At 63.4% G+C, this 14,038-nt stretch carries 13 protein-coding genes; 1 reads left to right on the top strand and 12 read right to left on the bottom strand.

All coding sequences use genetic code 11. The features are described 5' to 3' along the window. Positions 1-36: 36 nt before the first annotated feature. Positions 37-1,206 (bottom strand): hypothetical protein, encoded by a 1,170-nt coding sequence (locus V3330_RS01870; RefSeq protein WP_354693679.1) that lies wholly within the window; start codon positions 1,204-1,206, stop codon positions 37-39. Positions 1,207-1,480: 274 nt separating this feature from the next. Between V3330_RS01870 and V3330_RS01875 the strand changes: the two genes are divergently transcribed. Then, entirely contained in the window at positions 1,481-2,293 is an 813-nt protein-coding gene (locus tag V3330_RS01875; RefSeq protein ID WP_354693680.1) for a class I SAM-dependent methyltransferase, read from the top strand. A gap of 105 nt (positions 2,294-2,398) precedes the next feature. On the opposite strand, the gene V3330_RS01880 is transcribed toward V3330_RS01875, so the two are convergent. The 11 genes from V3330_RS01880 to V3330_RS01930 are packed head-to-tail and all read right to left on the bottom strand — an operon-like array spanning position 2,399 to position 14,024. Continuing rightward, positions 2,399-3,094: a M48 family metallopeptidase gene (locus tag V3330_RS01880; protein ID WP_354693681.1), complete on the bottom strand. Its 696-nt coding sequence runs from the start codon at positions 3,092-3,094 to the stop codon at positions 2,399-2,401. 20 nt (positions 3,095-3,114) lie between these two features. Beyond that, positions 3,115-3,861 carry a hypothetical protein gene (locus tag V3330_RS01885; RefSeq protein ID WP_354693682.1) on the bottom strand — a complete coding sequence of 249 codons (747 nt, stop codon included), beginning with the start codon at positions 3,859-3,861 and terminating at the stop codon, positions 3,115-3,117. Then, entirely contained in the window at positions 3,858-4,523 is a 666-nt protein-coding gene (locus V3330_RS01890; RefSeq protein ID WP_354693683.1) for a hypothetical protein, read from the bottom strand. The genes V3330_RS01885 and V3330_RS01890 overlap by 4 nt, the downstream gene beginning before the upstream one ends. Positions 4,524-4,540: 17 nt before the next feature. Further along, positions 4,541-5,536, bottom strand: a complete 996-nt coding sequence (locus tag V3330_RS01895) for a vWA domain-containing protein (RefSeq protein WP_354693684.1) — start codon at positions 5,534-5,536, stop codon at positions 4,541-4,543. After that, positions 5,533-6,621 (bottom strand): vWA domain-containing protein, encoded by a 1,089-nt coding sequence (locus V3330_RS01900; protein WP_354693685.1) that lies wholly within the window; start codon positions 6,619-6,621, stop codon positions 5,533-5,535. The genes V3330_RS01895 and V3330_RS01900 overlap by 4 nt, the downstream gene beginning before the upstream one ends. A gap of 1 nt (position 6,622) precedes the next feature. Further along, positions 6,623-7,990 carry a hypothetical protein gene (locus tag V3330_RS01905; protein WP_354693686.1) on the bottom strand — a complete coding sequence of 456 codons (1,368 nt, stop codon included), beginning with the start codon at positions 7,988-7,990 and terminating at the stop codon, positions 6,623-6,625. After that, positions 7,990-8,793, bottom strand: a complete 804-nt coding sequence (locus V3330_RS01910; RefSeq protein WP_354693687.1) for a MotA/TolQ/ExbB proton channel family protein — start codon at positions 8,791-8,793, stop codon at positions 7,990-7,992. The genes V3330_RS01905 and V3330_RS01910 overlap by 1 nt, the downstream gene beginning before the upstream one ends. 20 nt (positions 8,794-8,813) lie before the next feature. Further along, positions 8,814-9,164, bottom strand: coding sequence for a hypothetical protein (locus V3330_RS01915; RefSeq protein ID WP_354693688.1), 351 nt, complete (start codon positions 9,162-9,164; stop codon positions 8,814-8,816). Continuing rightward, on the bottom strand, positions 9,164-11,215 hold the full coding sequence (locus V3330_RS01920; protein ID WP_354693689.1) for a PEGA domain-containing protein: 2,052 nt from the start codon (positions 11,213-11,215) through the stop codon (positions 9,164-9,166). The genes V3330_RS01915 and V3330_RS01920 overlap by 1 nt, the downstream gene beginning before the upstream one ends. Before the next feature lie 10 nt (positions 11,216-11,225). Then, positions 11,226-12,809 (bottom strand): hypothetical protein, encoded by a 1,584-nt coding sequence (locus V3330_RS01925; RefSeq protein ID WP_354693690.1) that lies wholly within the window; start codon positions 12,807-12,809, stop codon positions 11,226-11,228. A gap of 6 nt (positions 12,810-12,815) precedes the next feature. Continuing rightward, complete coding sequence (locus V3330_RS01930) at positions 12,816-14,024, bottom strand: hypothetical protein (protein ID WP_354693691.1); 1,209 nt, start codon at positions 14,022-14,024, stop codon at positions 12,816-12,818. Positions 14,025-14,038: the final 14 nt, after the last annotated feature.

The following is a 14,038-nucleotide window of genomic DNA, read 5'->3' on the forward strand; positions in this document are numbered from 1 at the left end:
CGCCGCCGGAAAAACGGCGGGCTCAATCGCAGCGTCTCAGTGCTGAATGACGACCGGTGCGGCAGACGGTCCGCAGTCGTTCTTGTAGATATCGTACAGCTTGGTGATCGTGTACGTGCCGGATCCAAAGCCGAAATCGAAATTGTACTGGACCTCACCGGTTGCGCCTTCGCTGGCGAGACAACCGTTCAGACGGAATGTCACCGGCCCCATGTAAGTTTCCTGGTAATCCGCGGGATCGAAATCCGGCCCGAACACAGGGCCCTGGGTACGGTACATATCCACGGTACCCACATTCTCGCCGGTCAGCGGATCGTCGGCGAAATCCAGGGTATCGGCCACTCCGATCATCCACATGGGATTGCCGAACAGGTCGTAGGTGAACCAGAAGACCACGACGAGCCCTCCGCCCAACGGTTCGAACAGAAAGCCTTCGCCGTTGTGACCATCCACGGCCCAGTTGCCACCGGCCCCCATAACGTAGGGTACGTACACGACGCCATCGGAGAATATGTAAAACTCGGTGACCAGCCCGACACTGTCCACGGCGTCGTCCTCACCACCGTAAGCGATCTCGTTGTCCTTGTCGGGCGACCAGACCCGGCTCAGCACCGGGTGGGTGTTCACGGAGTCCAGCGAGAAGGTTTTCATGTCCTCGCATTGCCGGATCACCACGTCGACGAGCAAGTTGGCGTTGGATCCATCGAATTCGAACGGCGTGTCGAAGTCGATATACAGGTCGAAGGGATTGGTACCACTGCCGGACGTCGTCAGTTCGGCCAGGACATCACCAGTGTAGACCACTTGGGCATCGGGCCCGATATTGTCTTCGAAGCGCGCGCTCAGAGTCGTGCGGGTAGCCAGGGTCGATGACAGGGTGACCGTGACATCCTCCAGGATGACTCCACCCACGTCGCTCTCGCTGGCATCCAGGCGAAAGGCCATGCTGCCGATGTTCGGGCCACCGACTTCATCACCGGGATACAATTGCTGGTAGCGGATGCCGTCGTCGCAGAATTGATCGTCACCGAATGGAATGGCATTGTTGCCATCGCCGTCCACGTCGAAGTTGGCGTTCGGCACGACATTCAGCGCGGCAGCCGCCCACAGTACGGACGCATTGCCCAACGACACGGCGGCAACGGTCAGAAGCAGGCAGAAACGCGACACGACGCGTCGCACACGGCAAACGGGGGGGCTTTCCATTTCACTCCTCCTTGAGTTCAGACCGTGCGTTTGGGGCCGGCCTGAGTTTCCCAGAATAAAAATGCGCCGCCAATATACCAGAACGCGCTGAAAACGGCCGTACTGACCCGTAGGGTGTCATGGCCTGCGGCCAGAGACGGGTGACCAGGGTCCGCCAGCTACTGCACTGGATAGGCGCCTTGCAGGTACAACTGATTCGCACGGCCACGACTGACATTCCCTATACTTCATTTCGACGCTATCGTAGCCACTCGCCCATGCCCGTTCCGAACCCATGAATCTGTTTAAACGCCTCCGATTCGCGAACGACCCGCGCCCAGGCGACCGTGCCGTCGATACGGATTCGGTACCGGCCTATCCGGGGCTCTGCAATCTGTGTGGCGCCACCGGAGAGTTCTCACTCGGTGACTGCCCGCCCCATCACGCAGCCCGCGCCTTCCGATGCCCGTCCTGCGGCGCCGCCCTGCGATTCCGCAACGAGGCTGCGGCTCTGGTCGAAGTGATCGGTCGCGGCCGCCACCTCAGCCTTCGAACCCTGATCGCCGATCCCGCGGTCCGGAAGATGAGCCTGTATCACATTGGCATCGGCGGCCCGGTCCGGCAGTGGCTCAGGCAAGTGGCAGACTATTGCGAATCAACCTTGTTCGAGGACGGACACCGCGAGGAGGTCCGTGACGGCGTGCACCATCAGGACCTCGTCGACCTGAGCTTCGCGGACGGGCGCTTCGATCTCGTCACCAGCAGTCATGTCATGGAACACGTTTCAGACCCATGGGCCGCCCTGACCGAGATTCACCGGGTTCTCAAACCGGGCGGCCACTACGTTTTTTCGATCCCCATCGGCTGGCCTCCGCCGGAAACATCCATACGCCGCGCGACCATCACCGATGGGAAGCTCGAGCACCATCTCCCCGCGGCCTACCATGAAAGCCCGGGGGGCAGTCCCAGCCTGGTGTTCACCGATTTTGGCAGCGACCTGCTCGATCACCTGGAGGAGGCCGGTTTTCAGGCACGGCAATGCCGGCCCAATATCGGCTTGCAACACGCCTTCATCGACTCGGTGTTCGTGGCCACCCGACCCGGGTAAGTGGATCAACAGCTCGGCCGCGCTCGATCGACCGGATCGCAAGCTGCCGCATGGAGCAAACCTTCGCTACAACCGCAGGAATGAATACTCCGCGACGGCGCTGATTCAGCGCCCCAGCCGGCGCGCCATGGATTTCAGCACGGTGATGCGCTCGATGCTCGAGGGATGCGAACCGGAGAAGCCGCTGGGCGACGTCTTGGACAGTTTGTACAGGGTTTCATGCACGCGCACCGCGCCCTGCGGGTCGTAACCGGCTTCGACCGACCAGATCATGCCCAGGTAATCGGCCTCCCGTTCGTTGTCGCGGCTGTAGCGGGTTCCGGAAGCGCTGAACACCGAACTGGGCGCCCGGTTCTGGGCTTTTTCCAGGTCTTCACGGTGGTTGAGTTTGAGATGCGCCAGTTCGTGACCCAGGATGGCGGCCGCGGCATGCACATCTTTCCCGATCAGATCCAGCATGGCGAAATTGATGCCCACGATATTCTCGCCGGCGTTGCCATTTCCGGCGAAGGCATTGGGCGAGTTACCCGGAACGATGTAAAGGTCCGCGCCGATTTCCGCGGCTTCCTCGATGGCGCTCATCACCGCGTACAGGTAGACCAGTTGCGCCACCTCCACTTCATGCAGGATCCGGTTGCGGCGGTCGCGCAGCTGAATCTTCGGCTCGGTCGCCTGGATCAGATCCTTTACCCGCCAGGCCCCCGATTCCTGGGCCTGCAGTGGCTGCGGTGCCAACCACCCGCCAACAAGGAACCCGATCGCGGCCAGCGCGGCCAGCACCGGCATTCGGCTGCCGGCCATTTTCACTCCGCCGGCATGCATCATCCCGGCGCCGTCGTCAGTTGCTGGGCAATCTGCCGCGCCATATTCCTGCAGGCGTTCGACTGTACCCGTGCCAGCAGCGGTATCGGCACGAACACCGCCGGCATGTAGGACGTTCCGGTGGTCCGCGCGCTCACCTTGGCGGACAGTTCCAGACTTTCGAAATCCCATATGGTTGCCTCGTAATTGGCTTCGTCATCCCAACTCGCGAATCCAAAGCAGCCGCCCCCTCCCGGTCCGATGCTGCAGGACATCGATCCACGCTCATCGACCCGCTCGGTGAAGCCGTCGATCCACACGAAATAGCGCACCCGGAATTCCGTCAGCTTTTCGGCGACCGCGGGATTCTGTACCAGGCGATCCAGGTTCTTCACGTCCGACGGGGCGGTACTGGCCTCGAAGTACGGATACATACCATCTACGAATTGTTTTTCCGGAATCACAGACAATCCATTTCGGCTGTTGCCCAATTGCTCGCCCACGCACGAGATAAAGTCGATCTCGGTTTCCTGACCGGCACCCTGCCGTCGGCCCAACACGACGACGGACTCATCCCCGATCTCCACCGGCGCACTGCTGGTCACCCGGTGCTGATCGATCACCGTGGTACTCATGCAGGCTGACAGCAACAACGGCAGGGTGGGCAGGGCCAGCCAGCGACCCGGCCACAGCGGGCGACCCACCCCTGAAGCAGGCGCCACCCGCCGCATCAGGCAGCTTTTTCCGTGAGTGCGAACCGTCTTCACGGCCCGGCTCCCGCGCCCGCTTCGGCCTGTTTGGCCAACAACCAGGGCCGGACCGCCTGATTGTTGCGAAAACCCAGGGTCAGGCGCGCGCCGACATCGCGAAAGGCCTCGTTGATGGCACTGTTGAGCCCGTCTTCCCGGCCGGAGAACAGGCTGGTGGTGGACTTGCCGTAGCCGGTGAGTGGAAATTCGGTGATTTTGCGTCCGTCCGGTTCGTACAGGGTTATCGAATAGCGGAGCCAAGCCTCGTACAACTCGGTTCGGGTCTCGTGCGGTAATGCGAATTGCATGTCCTCGACCCGCGGCACGAGAATCGCGTCCAGTCCCGATCCGGCAGCGGCGTGAATTTCGTTCACGTGCGATACTTCGGCGAACAAGGCCGGCAGCACCTGGTCGAACAACACCACCTGCGATGGTCCACAGTCGATGGACCAGTTCTGCCGGTCATCCGAGTTTTCCTCGTACACGTAGGTTCGGAACTCCTCCGGATAATGGACGGCAATGTGCAGCGGTAGTTGTGAAGCCAGTGGCGGCGGCACCTCCGCTTCCGGCTTGAGCACCATCGACTGGCTGCAGGCGGTTACGGCTACCGCCACAACGGACACGACCATCAACCGCAGAGCCGGTCCCGTGATCCGGAATACAGGGTGCCTCGCCTTCATGTCGCATTCGCCTCCGTTCACTCGTTCAGCCCCACCAGGGTGCCGCCGTTCTGGCGCGTGACTTCCCGCATCAGTGCGGCGAACCGCCGGTTGGCGTTACGGGCCGACATCGGCGCATTTCGCGGCAACGGAAAGCCGATGCCATGGATACGGATTTTCGGTTTGCCGTGCTCGTCCTTCGGATTGAGGCGGTCGACCACATCGACCACGTCGCTGATCGATCGGCCGGTGAAGTCATCGCCAAACACGTAAATGCTGATCTTCTTGTTCGGATCGTAGAAATGCCGGATCGCCTCGGTAATACCTTCCACCGGGCTGCTGTTGCTGAACGGCGTCCAGCTTCGCAGCAGGTTCACCATCACCCGTCGCCGCCCTTTCGTGTCCGGAATCCACTTGCGCCGGTACTGCGAGAACATGTAATCCCCCATGTCACTCATGATCTGCATCCCTTTGACTTCCGGATAAATATCCAGGGTCGTGGTCAGGGTTTCGATCATTCGGTTCCAGTTGAATTGCTGCATGCTGCCCGAGGTGTCGATGATGAAAATCACGTACTCACTGTCGACCGGAATGCCGCCGACCAGGGTGGTGTCCACCCTTGCCTGCTGGCGCGCGGCCAGACGGCGCATCTCCTCGGTCAGTTCCTGCAGCGCTAGGTCCAGTTCACCCTCGATGATCGTGTTGACCGAGGAGTCCTGGCTCAGGCCGTCGTAACGATCCTCCGTGCTGGCTCGCTGCGCCTGCAGGCGGGCGACCTTTTCCTTCCACTCGGAAAGTTGCTCGTGCTTGGCATTCAGTTCCCGGTTCAACACACGGGATTCGCCACGGATTTCGAATAGCTGCATCTGCAGGTCCCGGACCAGGCCTGGCAGCGATGTGTCGACGGCTTCGATCACCTCGGTCGTGCCGGTCCTCGCTATCATCAATAATAGGATGATCGCACCGAAACCGCAGGTAATCACGTCCAGAAAGGAAATGCTGAAGGCTTCGGGCTCGTCGCGTGGTTTCTTCACGGCCAGTCCTCCGACGGCGTGATGTAGGAACCCCGCGTCACCTGCGCCAGGCGCCAATAGGCATACGACGCTTCCGGATCGCCTTCCATCGGCAGCAGAACGACATTGACGGGAATTCCATCCGGCAGTTTCTCCACTGCGTCATCGAACAGTTTCAGGCGTTCGCGGCCCGAAATCGTTCGACCCGAAGGGCCCCGCGGACCCTGGGTGGGAAGACCGTCGGTGATCAAATAGATATTGTCCGGCCGCGGCCGCAGATCGGCCACGGCCGCCACCGCCCGGTCCAGGTTCGTGCCGCCTTCGGGCACGACTTCGCGCAGAGCCTCGATGGCCCCGTTCAGTTCGATGCGATCGCGCACGTCGAGCCACCGGCCGGCCGACTTCGCCAGCACCGGTCGCACGGCCGTGTTGAACAGGTAGATCTGGTACTGGCTATCCACGGGAAACTTGGCGGTGAGCCAATCGACCGTGGCCACGGCCTGCAACCATTTGGGGGCCGTTCGCTTGCGTTCATCGCGCATGTTGCGCCGCCGGATGACATTGACGATCTCGGCATCCAGCATGCTGCTGGAGGCATCCAGAAGCACCAGAATGCGCCGGCCGTCCAGGCGCAGGCCGGTGACGTAGGCGCGCTGGCCGTCGCCGGCGAAACGCCGCACGTCCTCGCCGGTCTGCTGCTGTTCGGCGAGCGTCTGCTGCTTCTGCCGCTCGAGTTCCTGGAGCCGCGCCTTGAGCGCCTCCAGCCGTCCCGGGTCGTTTTCTTCCTCCAGTTCCTGCAGCAGGGCTTCGATGCGCTCGATCTCGCGGGTGATACGCAAGGCCAGCCCTTCCGCGACCGCGCGCTCGTCGTCCACCTCGTCAATGGTGTTGCGAATGCGCACCAGGTTGGCCTCTCCAACGCGGATTTCTTCCTCCAGCATCGAGACTTCCGATTGCAGTTCCGTCTGCGGCCGCGTCATCGACGCATTGGCGTCGACATTGTGTTTGATGATGAGAAACAGCAGTACCACGGCCCCGAACCCGCAGGACATGATGTCCAGGAAGGACAGGCTGAATGGAGAGACTGTTTCCCGCTTCTTCGCCATTTCACCGTGGTACGTTGATGAACAAATACTTCGCCGCTCCGCCGGAGAACCGCAGCTGGTCACCGAGGCGGACTTGCACCGGCGTGGGGACGGATTCGCCGTTCAAGAGCAGCTCCGCGCCATTGAGCGCATGCACACCCCAGCCGCCCTCTTCCGCCCGCAGCGCGGCATGGGCGTGCGCGGCATCGCCGGCGATCCGGCACTCCTGCCCGTCGAGCAATACTTCGCCACCGTCGAGGATCACTGCCTGGTGGCCGCAAAGCACGTGGGTGACGGGTGGGATGCCGGCCTCTGCGGACGCCGCCTTTTTCGGCTCCGGCACAGTCGCCGACCCCATTCCAGCCACCGGTGCGGGCGCAGATTCGGGCGCGACCGGCCCACCCCTGCGCGCCGCCAGCCGGGTCACGAAATCGAGCGCTTCGCCCGGTGTATGAATGCGTTCCAATTGCGCCCGGCAAGCCGTGAAAACACCATCGGCCGGCAACACTTCGACCGCCTCCATATCCGACGCCAGACCGGGCAGTCCCGCCAACCGGTCGCCCATCAGCACAACCGCACCCGCCGAAACCGCCTCCAGTTCGTCCGTCAGCCTCCGAAACGCCGGCCGCAGCACCGCGTGGATCGCCGAGCGCGGCACCTGGGCCAGATGCACGGTACCGCCGTACGGGATTTCGACGGCGACTTCGGGTGCGCCGGCCAGGGCGTGGAGCAGACCAGGCAGCCTGTCGAACAGCGCCTGCTCGGTTTCGGCATGGTGCTGCGGGTCGAAACGGGTCTGCTCGATGAACAGGTCGGCCACCCGGTTGGCGCAGTCCTCGAGAACCCGCACCCACCCCGGGTCTCCGACCACGTGGACCGCCGTCCGCACGACTTCGTCGCCAACCTCGATGCGGGTCAGCACCGACTGGTGCAGGTACAGCTCGGCATGAACATACGACCCCGGGCCAGCATGTGCCGCGGCCGCGGCCACCGCGGTATCGACCAGGCCGACAGCGGCCAGTGGGCTGGCCTCGACCAGCCCGAGCAGCAGGGCGAGTTGTTCGTTCGAATAATGCCCCGGCACGGCGAACACCGCGGTGTCGGGTTTGCCCGCGTCCTCGTGGAGCGCTAGCAGATGGGCATAAGCCAGATCCGCATGGTGACGGGCCCGCGCGGTCGGATTCGGCAGCGGATCGACGTTCAATTGCTGCCAGTAGCGATTCCAGGCCGCCCGCGGGTTCAGCCAGGCTTTGCGCACCGCCTTCTCACCCACCTCGATTTCATTCTTCCCGACCACCGCGAACCCGGGGCTGCGCACCACGATATCGCCATCGCGGGCAACCCGGATCTCGCAGTCGTTCAGTTCGATGCAGACGGGAGATTCGGTCATCATCGCACCTGCAGATTGCGGATGAGATTGACGTCACAGTAATGCTGGGTGTCCAACACCAGCCGCTCCTGAAACAGGGTGATCTGGTGCATCAGGAACATGATGAAAATACTGATCAACAGGGCGATGAAAGTCGAGTTGAACGCCACACCGAGGCTGACGGTGACGCCGACGATGTCGCCTTCCACCGCCTTGTGCGCCTGACCCAGTGCTTCACCGATGCCGCGAACGGTGCCGATGAACCCGATGGCCGGAATCGCCCAGATGATATAGCGCACCAGCGAAAGTTCCGAATACAGGCGCTCGGACTCGGTTTCACACACTTCCTTGACCGCCGTCGACACATCCTGGATGTTGCGGGTGGAACCGAAGCGCTGCAGCGCCGTGAGCAGAGTGCGCGGCAGCAGGTATTCGCGTTCTTCCGCCGGCAGCAATTGCAGGGGGCGTGAATACTGCCGGACATCCTCGGGCAAGATACTGGTACCCGGCCGCACGTCCAGCAGCGAACGGCCCAGAAGGCGCCGCTCGTGCAACAGGGTACGTCCTTTCATGCCGATGATCGCGAGCACCCACAGGCCCAGAATGAAACAGGCTTCCTGTTCGTAATCCTTGACGACGACATAGATCGAGCGCTCCACTTCATAAGCTTCGCCCGCGGCCTGCAGCGCACGTTGCCGGTCGAGTATGGCCTCCGCCTGCGGGCGAACGAGAGTTACATAAATCGTATGCACCAGGATCATCGCCAGAATCAGCGCGAACAACTGGTAGAGAAATTCCGAAACCGGATTGTGCTTGACGATCACGCCATCAACTCCCGTTGCATTCAGATGTCCACCGGAAACGGGATGGAGTAATCCTCATCCACTTCTTCCGTCGGGTCGAAAGATTCCGCCGGTTCGATGACCAGCGCCTCGTCTTCACTCCCGGCGTCCTCGCCATCAGGCATCCCGCTACCCCTGTCGCCCGTATTACCCGCGCTGCCGGCACCGTCCACATCGCCGGCGTCTTCCGCCGCGGCGTCGGAAACCGTTACCGATTCCCGTTCATTTTCAGGCGCCGGTGCCTGGGCCATTGCGGAGGCGGCTGCAAGCATCAGGACCAGCGCCAGCACGCGCCAGGCGGAGCCGGATCGGGTATCCGGCTCCGGCAAACCGGCTGAGGTGTCTCGAATCATCATTCCAGGTAGCGGGCCAGCCGGAAACCCACGTCTTCGCGCGGCTTCGCAGCGTAATCCCGGTAACTCAAGCGCAATTCCGTAACGGTGCCATGGGTCCAGCCGGACCCCTTGATGACGTGAAATTCACCCGTCTCGGGGCCCAGCGGATCGACCTCGACGGCACCGGCCATTCGGATGGCGACATCGTAGAAATCATGCGTCCATTCTGACACGTTTCCCCCCATATCGTGGAGCCCCCGGTTACCCGCGGGAAAGCTTCCCACCGGGGCGGCGACGACATGACCGTCGTCGTAACCGCGGATGATCCCGGCAATCATGCCTTCGACCGAAACATCAGCGAAATTGCCGCTGTTCGCAGGCGGCGGCAGATTTCCGTCCCAGGGAAATTTAAGCGGACCGCCGCCGGCACGGGTGCGGGCCGCCCACTCCCATTCCGCTTCTGTGGGCAACCGATACCCGGTCGCCAGCGGGTTGACGCCGACGATCCGCCCTTCGGATTCCAGGTAAAACGGCTCCAGGGATTCCCGGCCACTCAGCCAGTTGCAGTAGCGCGCGGCCTGCTCCCATGTGATTCGCACCACCGGCTGACGGCCCGTGTCCAGGCTGCGGCCGAAAATCGTTCCCGACGAGTGCCTGGCATCGAATTCGCGGAACTCATCGTTACTGACTTCGCGAAAACCGAGGTAGAACGGGCGTTGCAGCTTGACATCACGCAGGGTTTCATTGGCACGGCGCCCGGGTTCACGCCGTGAGGCACCCATCGTGAACGGCCCCGGGCGGAACAGCTTCAGCCGCTGGCCGGCCACGGTTTCGATCACCGGCTTGATCTGTTCCAGGCGTGCCTGCTCCTGGCTCTTCAGGGTCACTTGCAGGCGCTGCGGCATTCCGCTGTGCGGGGTCAGGGTGGTCGCATAATCGACGTAACCGCTGCGGCGGATCTCAACCCGGTGCGGACGGGTCGGCAATTGCAGAGACTCGGCGGAATTCTCGATGCGCCGGCCGTCGATGTACAGCTCGGCATCAGCCGGCGTGATGCGAAACGCCACGGGTACACGTTCAGCCTCCAGGTCGATCTGCAACCTGCGCTCGTCGCCGGAAGCCACCTGCAGGGTCCGGCTGGCGGACCGGTAGCCCTGGCGGAACAGGCGCACACGCACATCCCGGTCGGGTGTGACCGCGACTTCCAAGGGTGTCACTCCCCGGTATTCCCCATTGACGGTCACACTGGCCCGGGACGGACTTGAAGCGAGATGCACGATGGCATCGGCGGGCTCCAGCACGATGTCCGCAAACTCCATGGGCACACCGGCGTCCACGTCCACCTCGTTCAGCCACGGTTTGAAACCGGGACGATGCACCCGCAGGCGGCGCACGCCCTGGAGCACGGCCGCGGTGACCGGAGTGCGTCCGACCGCCTCGTCATCCACCAGCACTTCAGCGTCTTCGGGCCGCGAGACAAAGGTCAGATCCGCCCAGGCCGGTTGCAGGCTGACTTCGAGCACCTGCTCCCGGTCGAGACCCTCGACGGACACCTCGCCCTCCCAGGCAAGATAGCGCTCCGCCACCAGCCGGATCGGGTAATCGCCGGCAGGCACGTCCCGGATGAGGACCGGAGTCCGGCCCCGGTTTTCACCATCGAGTTCAATCACGGCGCCCTCGACGGCACCCGTCGACACCCGTAAATGGCCGGGCAGCCGGTCCAGGGTGAACGTGAACTCCTGGTTCTGATCGGCACCGACCTCCAGGTTCTGCTCCAGCCCGCGGTAACCCGGGGCTTCGATTCGAAGGGTGTAAGATCCGGCGCGCAACAGGTATCGGTCCGCCAGGTTCAGGCGCAAACCACCACTGACATGAACTTTCGCGAAACCGGGCTCGACCTCGATGTACACCGCTTTCGAGGTCAGCACGAACCAGGCAGCGAATGCGGCCAGCGCCAGGGCCGCTCCCACCACCACCGAGCGCGTACGCACGACACGCCTGCGTGATGGCAGCCGGCCGTCGGGGGGCACATACTTCGTTGGCGCAATCCGGTTTTCCTGCTCGCTCATGGACCCCTCTTCAACCCCCGCTGCCGAACGCGATCTTGTCATCCGCGCTGATTTCAATGACCGGCGCCGGGCGGTCCGGGTCGAGAGTGAATTCGACCCGCGCATCGCGATAGCCCTCCCGCACGCCAACCGCCACGTAACGCCCGGGGCGAAGACTCAGCTCGTGGGTCGTGAACGTACCCAGCGAACCGACCCGATGCACCGTCACCCGGGTCAGGTTGTCGGAGCGCAACTGCACCGTGATGGGCTGTCGCATTTTCCGCAGCAAGTCGTCCAGCCGGGCGATTCGCCCGGCCAGTTCCGGGCCGGGATTTCGCACCGCGGAAACCGTGCGTTGAAACGCTTCAGCCTCGTTCAGAGCCTCGGCGTCGTACAGCCGGGTCGGCTGATCCAGGATGCCGTCGATCCGGTCATGAATTTCCGCACGCAGCTTACTGCGCTGCCGGCCCTCAATCGCGGAGGCCAGCGCGGCATCGATTTCGAGCGCACGGCTGTAACGCTCCACAGCCTCGTGCCAGCGCTCCTGATCTTCCAGTTCCCCTGCCTCGCCGATCAGAGCCGCCAGAGTGCGTGCACGGCTTTCGTGTTCACTCTGGCGCAGTGCATCGCGTGCCTCGGCCGCGCCGGGCCGCAACTGCAATGCCTGGCGAAAAGTCTTGCCGGCTTCATCCGGCCGCCCGTCGTAGAGCGCCGCAAAGCCCGAGGACATCAGGGCATTGAAACGCCGGTCCCGGCGGCGCTGTTCGACCACGGCCGCCTGGGCCCGCGCCCGCTCCGATTCCGGATCGAGCACACTGGCCTGCGCATAGGCCTCGGCCGCGCCGTCCAGCTCTCCGGCGGCCAGCAGCCGGTCGCCCTGGCGAATCAGGTCGAGCACCTCGTCCAGGGACTCGGCTCGCTGGCGGCCGTCGTTTGCCGCGCGATCCAGCGGATCGATGGCCAGCGCCCGGTCGAACTCCGCCAGCGCGGAGGCAGAGTCGCCGTCGGCCAGCGCCTGCTCACCACGCGCCAGGGCCTCAGCGAACACCTCGTCCACCCGATCCTGCAGCTCCTGCAGGATGCCCAGTCCGCGCTCGTAGGCATCCCGGGCGCCGGCAAAATCACGCTCGTTGTATTTCGCATCGCCGTCCCGTGCCAGGGCCAGCGCCTGTTCGTATTCCTCCGGAGCCCAGTCGGTAACCGCGCGCTCGGAGAGCAGGTTCTGCGCCTGCAGCATCTTCTCGAGGGTTGCCTGCGAGTCACGCCGCAGTTGGGCTTCCTGCGCCTGCTCCCAGGGCGCGCCTCCGGGTTTCCGCACCGGTCCGGCCGCATCCCGGGGCGTGGCCGAAGCCGATTCACCGCCTGCGTCCGTCGGCGCCAGAGCCGTGGATTCGCTCGTGGGGGATGCAACGTAACGCGGCAGCACGAAAAACACGCCGGCCGCGATCAGCAGCATCAGGGCCAGCCCGGCCCACAGCAGAGGGTGACGCGAACCGTGTTCCGCCGCCGGTGCAGCCTGTCGCGCTTCGGGAGTATCGGAGGCGGCGGCGAGTTCGACCGGGGCCGGCTCGATGCGCGTAAAGCCGTGATCCGGCTTATTCCCTTCTCCGGTCACGGATGTTCAGGGCGAGCCGCTGGCACCGGTCTGGCCAGTTTCGGTGGTGTACATTTCCCGCAAAACCTCACGCCACTGCTCATACTGGTCGTTGACCGATCCCGACAGCGTCACGGTGCGTTCCTGCAACTGGATCGTGTGCGGTTCCATTTCGGAGTCCATCGACGCGGTGATTTCGTCCAGGGCCTCGGCGTGCACCTTGGCTTCTTCCCGCTTGTTCAAACCGCTGACGAACACACCGGCGCCGGCACCAATGCCAACCGCACCTGCGGTGCGCACCGTGGAACTGTCGCTGCCCTGGGCCAGAATGCCGGCCAGCACGGCCAGGGCGCCGCCCACCAGCCGGCGATTGGACTGCGCCTCGACCTCGCGCAGGGCCTGTCCCTCTTCGTAGTAAGCCTTGCGCCATTCCAGGTAGGGCACATCCATCTGCCGGACGAAGGAGCCGTAGTGTTCCTGCAGGGTATCGACGAACATGTAGTCGCGTTCACGGACCTGCCGCACCCGCATCAGCACCGGGTCGTTTTCAGCCGGCAGCCGTCGAACGTAGAGTTCACCGTCCCGGTCGGTTCCCAGATGCTGATCGAATGCTTCCGGCGAGAAACGCCGGGCAAAGCGCAGTTCGGTAATGGTGCGCAGCTCGGCGATCGCCTCCGGGCTGAGGTTCTGGTAGTACTCGAGCAGATCGTTGGCGATGTCGTTGTACAGGCCCTGGAAGGGTTCGGAACCGTGCGACAGCGCATTGTCGTAGGCGTACTTGCTGACGGTTCCGGTGTATTTCTCCTGATACCAGCGGGCGCCGGACGAATCCGTGACAGTCACCAGCAGCGCCGTGGTCAAACCGTCGGACTGAAGAATTTCGGCATCCACCCAGATATCGGCTTCGCTCTGACGCTCCGGAATGACGCGCACGATGCCCCAGTTGCCCGTACCCTGCAGGGTCTCCATCAACTGGTACGGCATATACCGCGCCTCGGCACGCCGGATGCGCGGTGAGATTCCCGGGTCCTCGTCGGCTTCATCCTCCTCCAGGCCCGGATCGAACAGCCCGATCCCGATGTCTAGCAACTGTTCTTCGGGAATCTCCTCCGCCGCCACCACGACTTCTTCGTGGCTGGTGCTGCGCACCGTGGTGGATCCACAGGACGCCAGCATCAGGACCGGCAGGGCCACGGCCATCATGCGCAGCCAGGGTCGGATTGTCGCTTCAGTCATGTTCATGGATTCGT

The sequence above is a fragment of the Elongatibacter sediminis genome (assembly GCF_037892215.1).
Classification (GTDB): Bacteria; Pseudomonadota; Gammaproteobacteria; order Xanthomonadales; family SZUA-36; genus Elongatibacter; species Elongatibacter sediminis.

Excerpts from the sequence above, each read along its gene's own strand:
- V3330_RS01915 (WP_354693688.1), bottom strand. The coding sequence starts at position 9,164 with ATGATTCGAGACACCTCAGCCGGTTTGCCGGAGCCGGATACCCGATCC.
- V3330_RS01870 (WP_354693679.1), bottom strand. The coding sequence starts at position 1,206 with ATGGAAAGCCCCCCCGTTTGCCGTGTGCGACGCGTCGTGTCGCGTTTC.
- V3330_RS01880 (WP_354693681.1), bottom strand. The coding sequence starts at position 3,094 with ATGGCCGGCAGCCGAATGCCGGTGCTGGCCGCGCTGGCCGCGATCGGG.
- V3330_RS01930 (WP_354693691.1), bottom strand. The coding sequence starts at position 14,024 with ATGACTGAAGCGACAATCCGACCCTGGCTGCGCATGATGGCCGTGGCC.
- V3330_RS01900 (WP_354693685.1), bottom strand. The coding sequence starts at position 6,621 with ATGGCGAAGAAGCGGGAAACAGTCTCTCCATTCAGCCTGTCCTTCCTG.
- V3330_RS01920 (WP_354693689.1), bottom strand. The coding sequence starts at position 11,215 with ATGAGCGAGCAGGAAAACCGGATTGCGCCAACGAAGTATGTGCCCCCC.
- V3330_RS01875 (WP_354693680.1), top strand. The coding sequence starts at position 1,481 with ATGAATCTGTTTAAACGCCTCCGATTCGCGAACGACCCGCGCCCAGGC.
- V3330_RS01890 (WP_354693683.1), bottom strand. The coding sequence starts at position 4,523 with ATGAAGGCGAGGCACCCTGTATTCCGGATCACGGGACCGGCTCTGCGG.
- V3330_RS01905 (WP_354693686.1), bottom strand. The coding sequence starts at position 7,990 with ATGACCGAATCTCCCGTCTGCATCGAACTGAACGACTGCGAGATCCGG.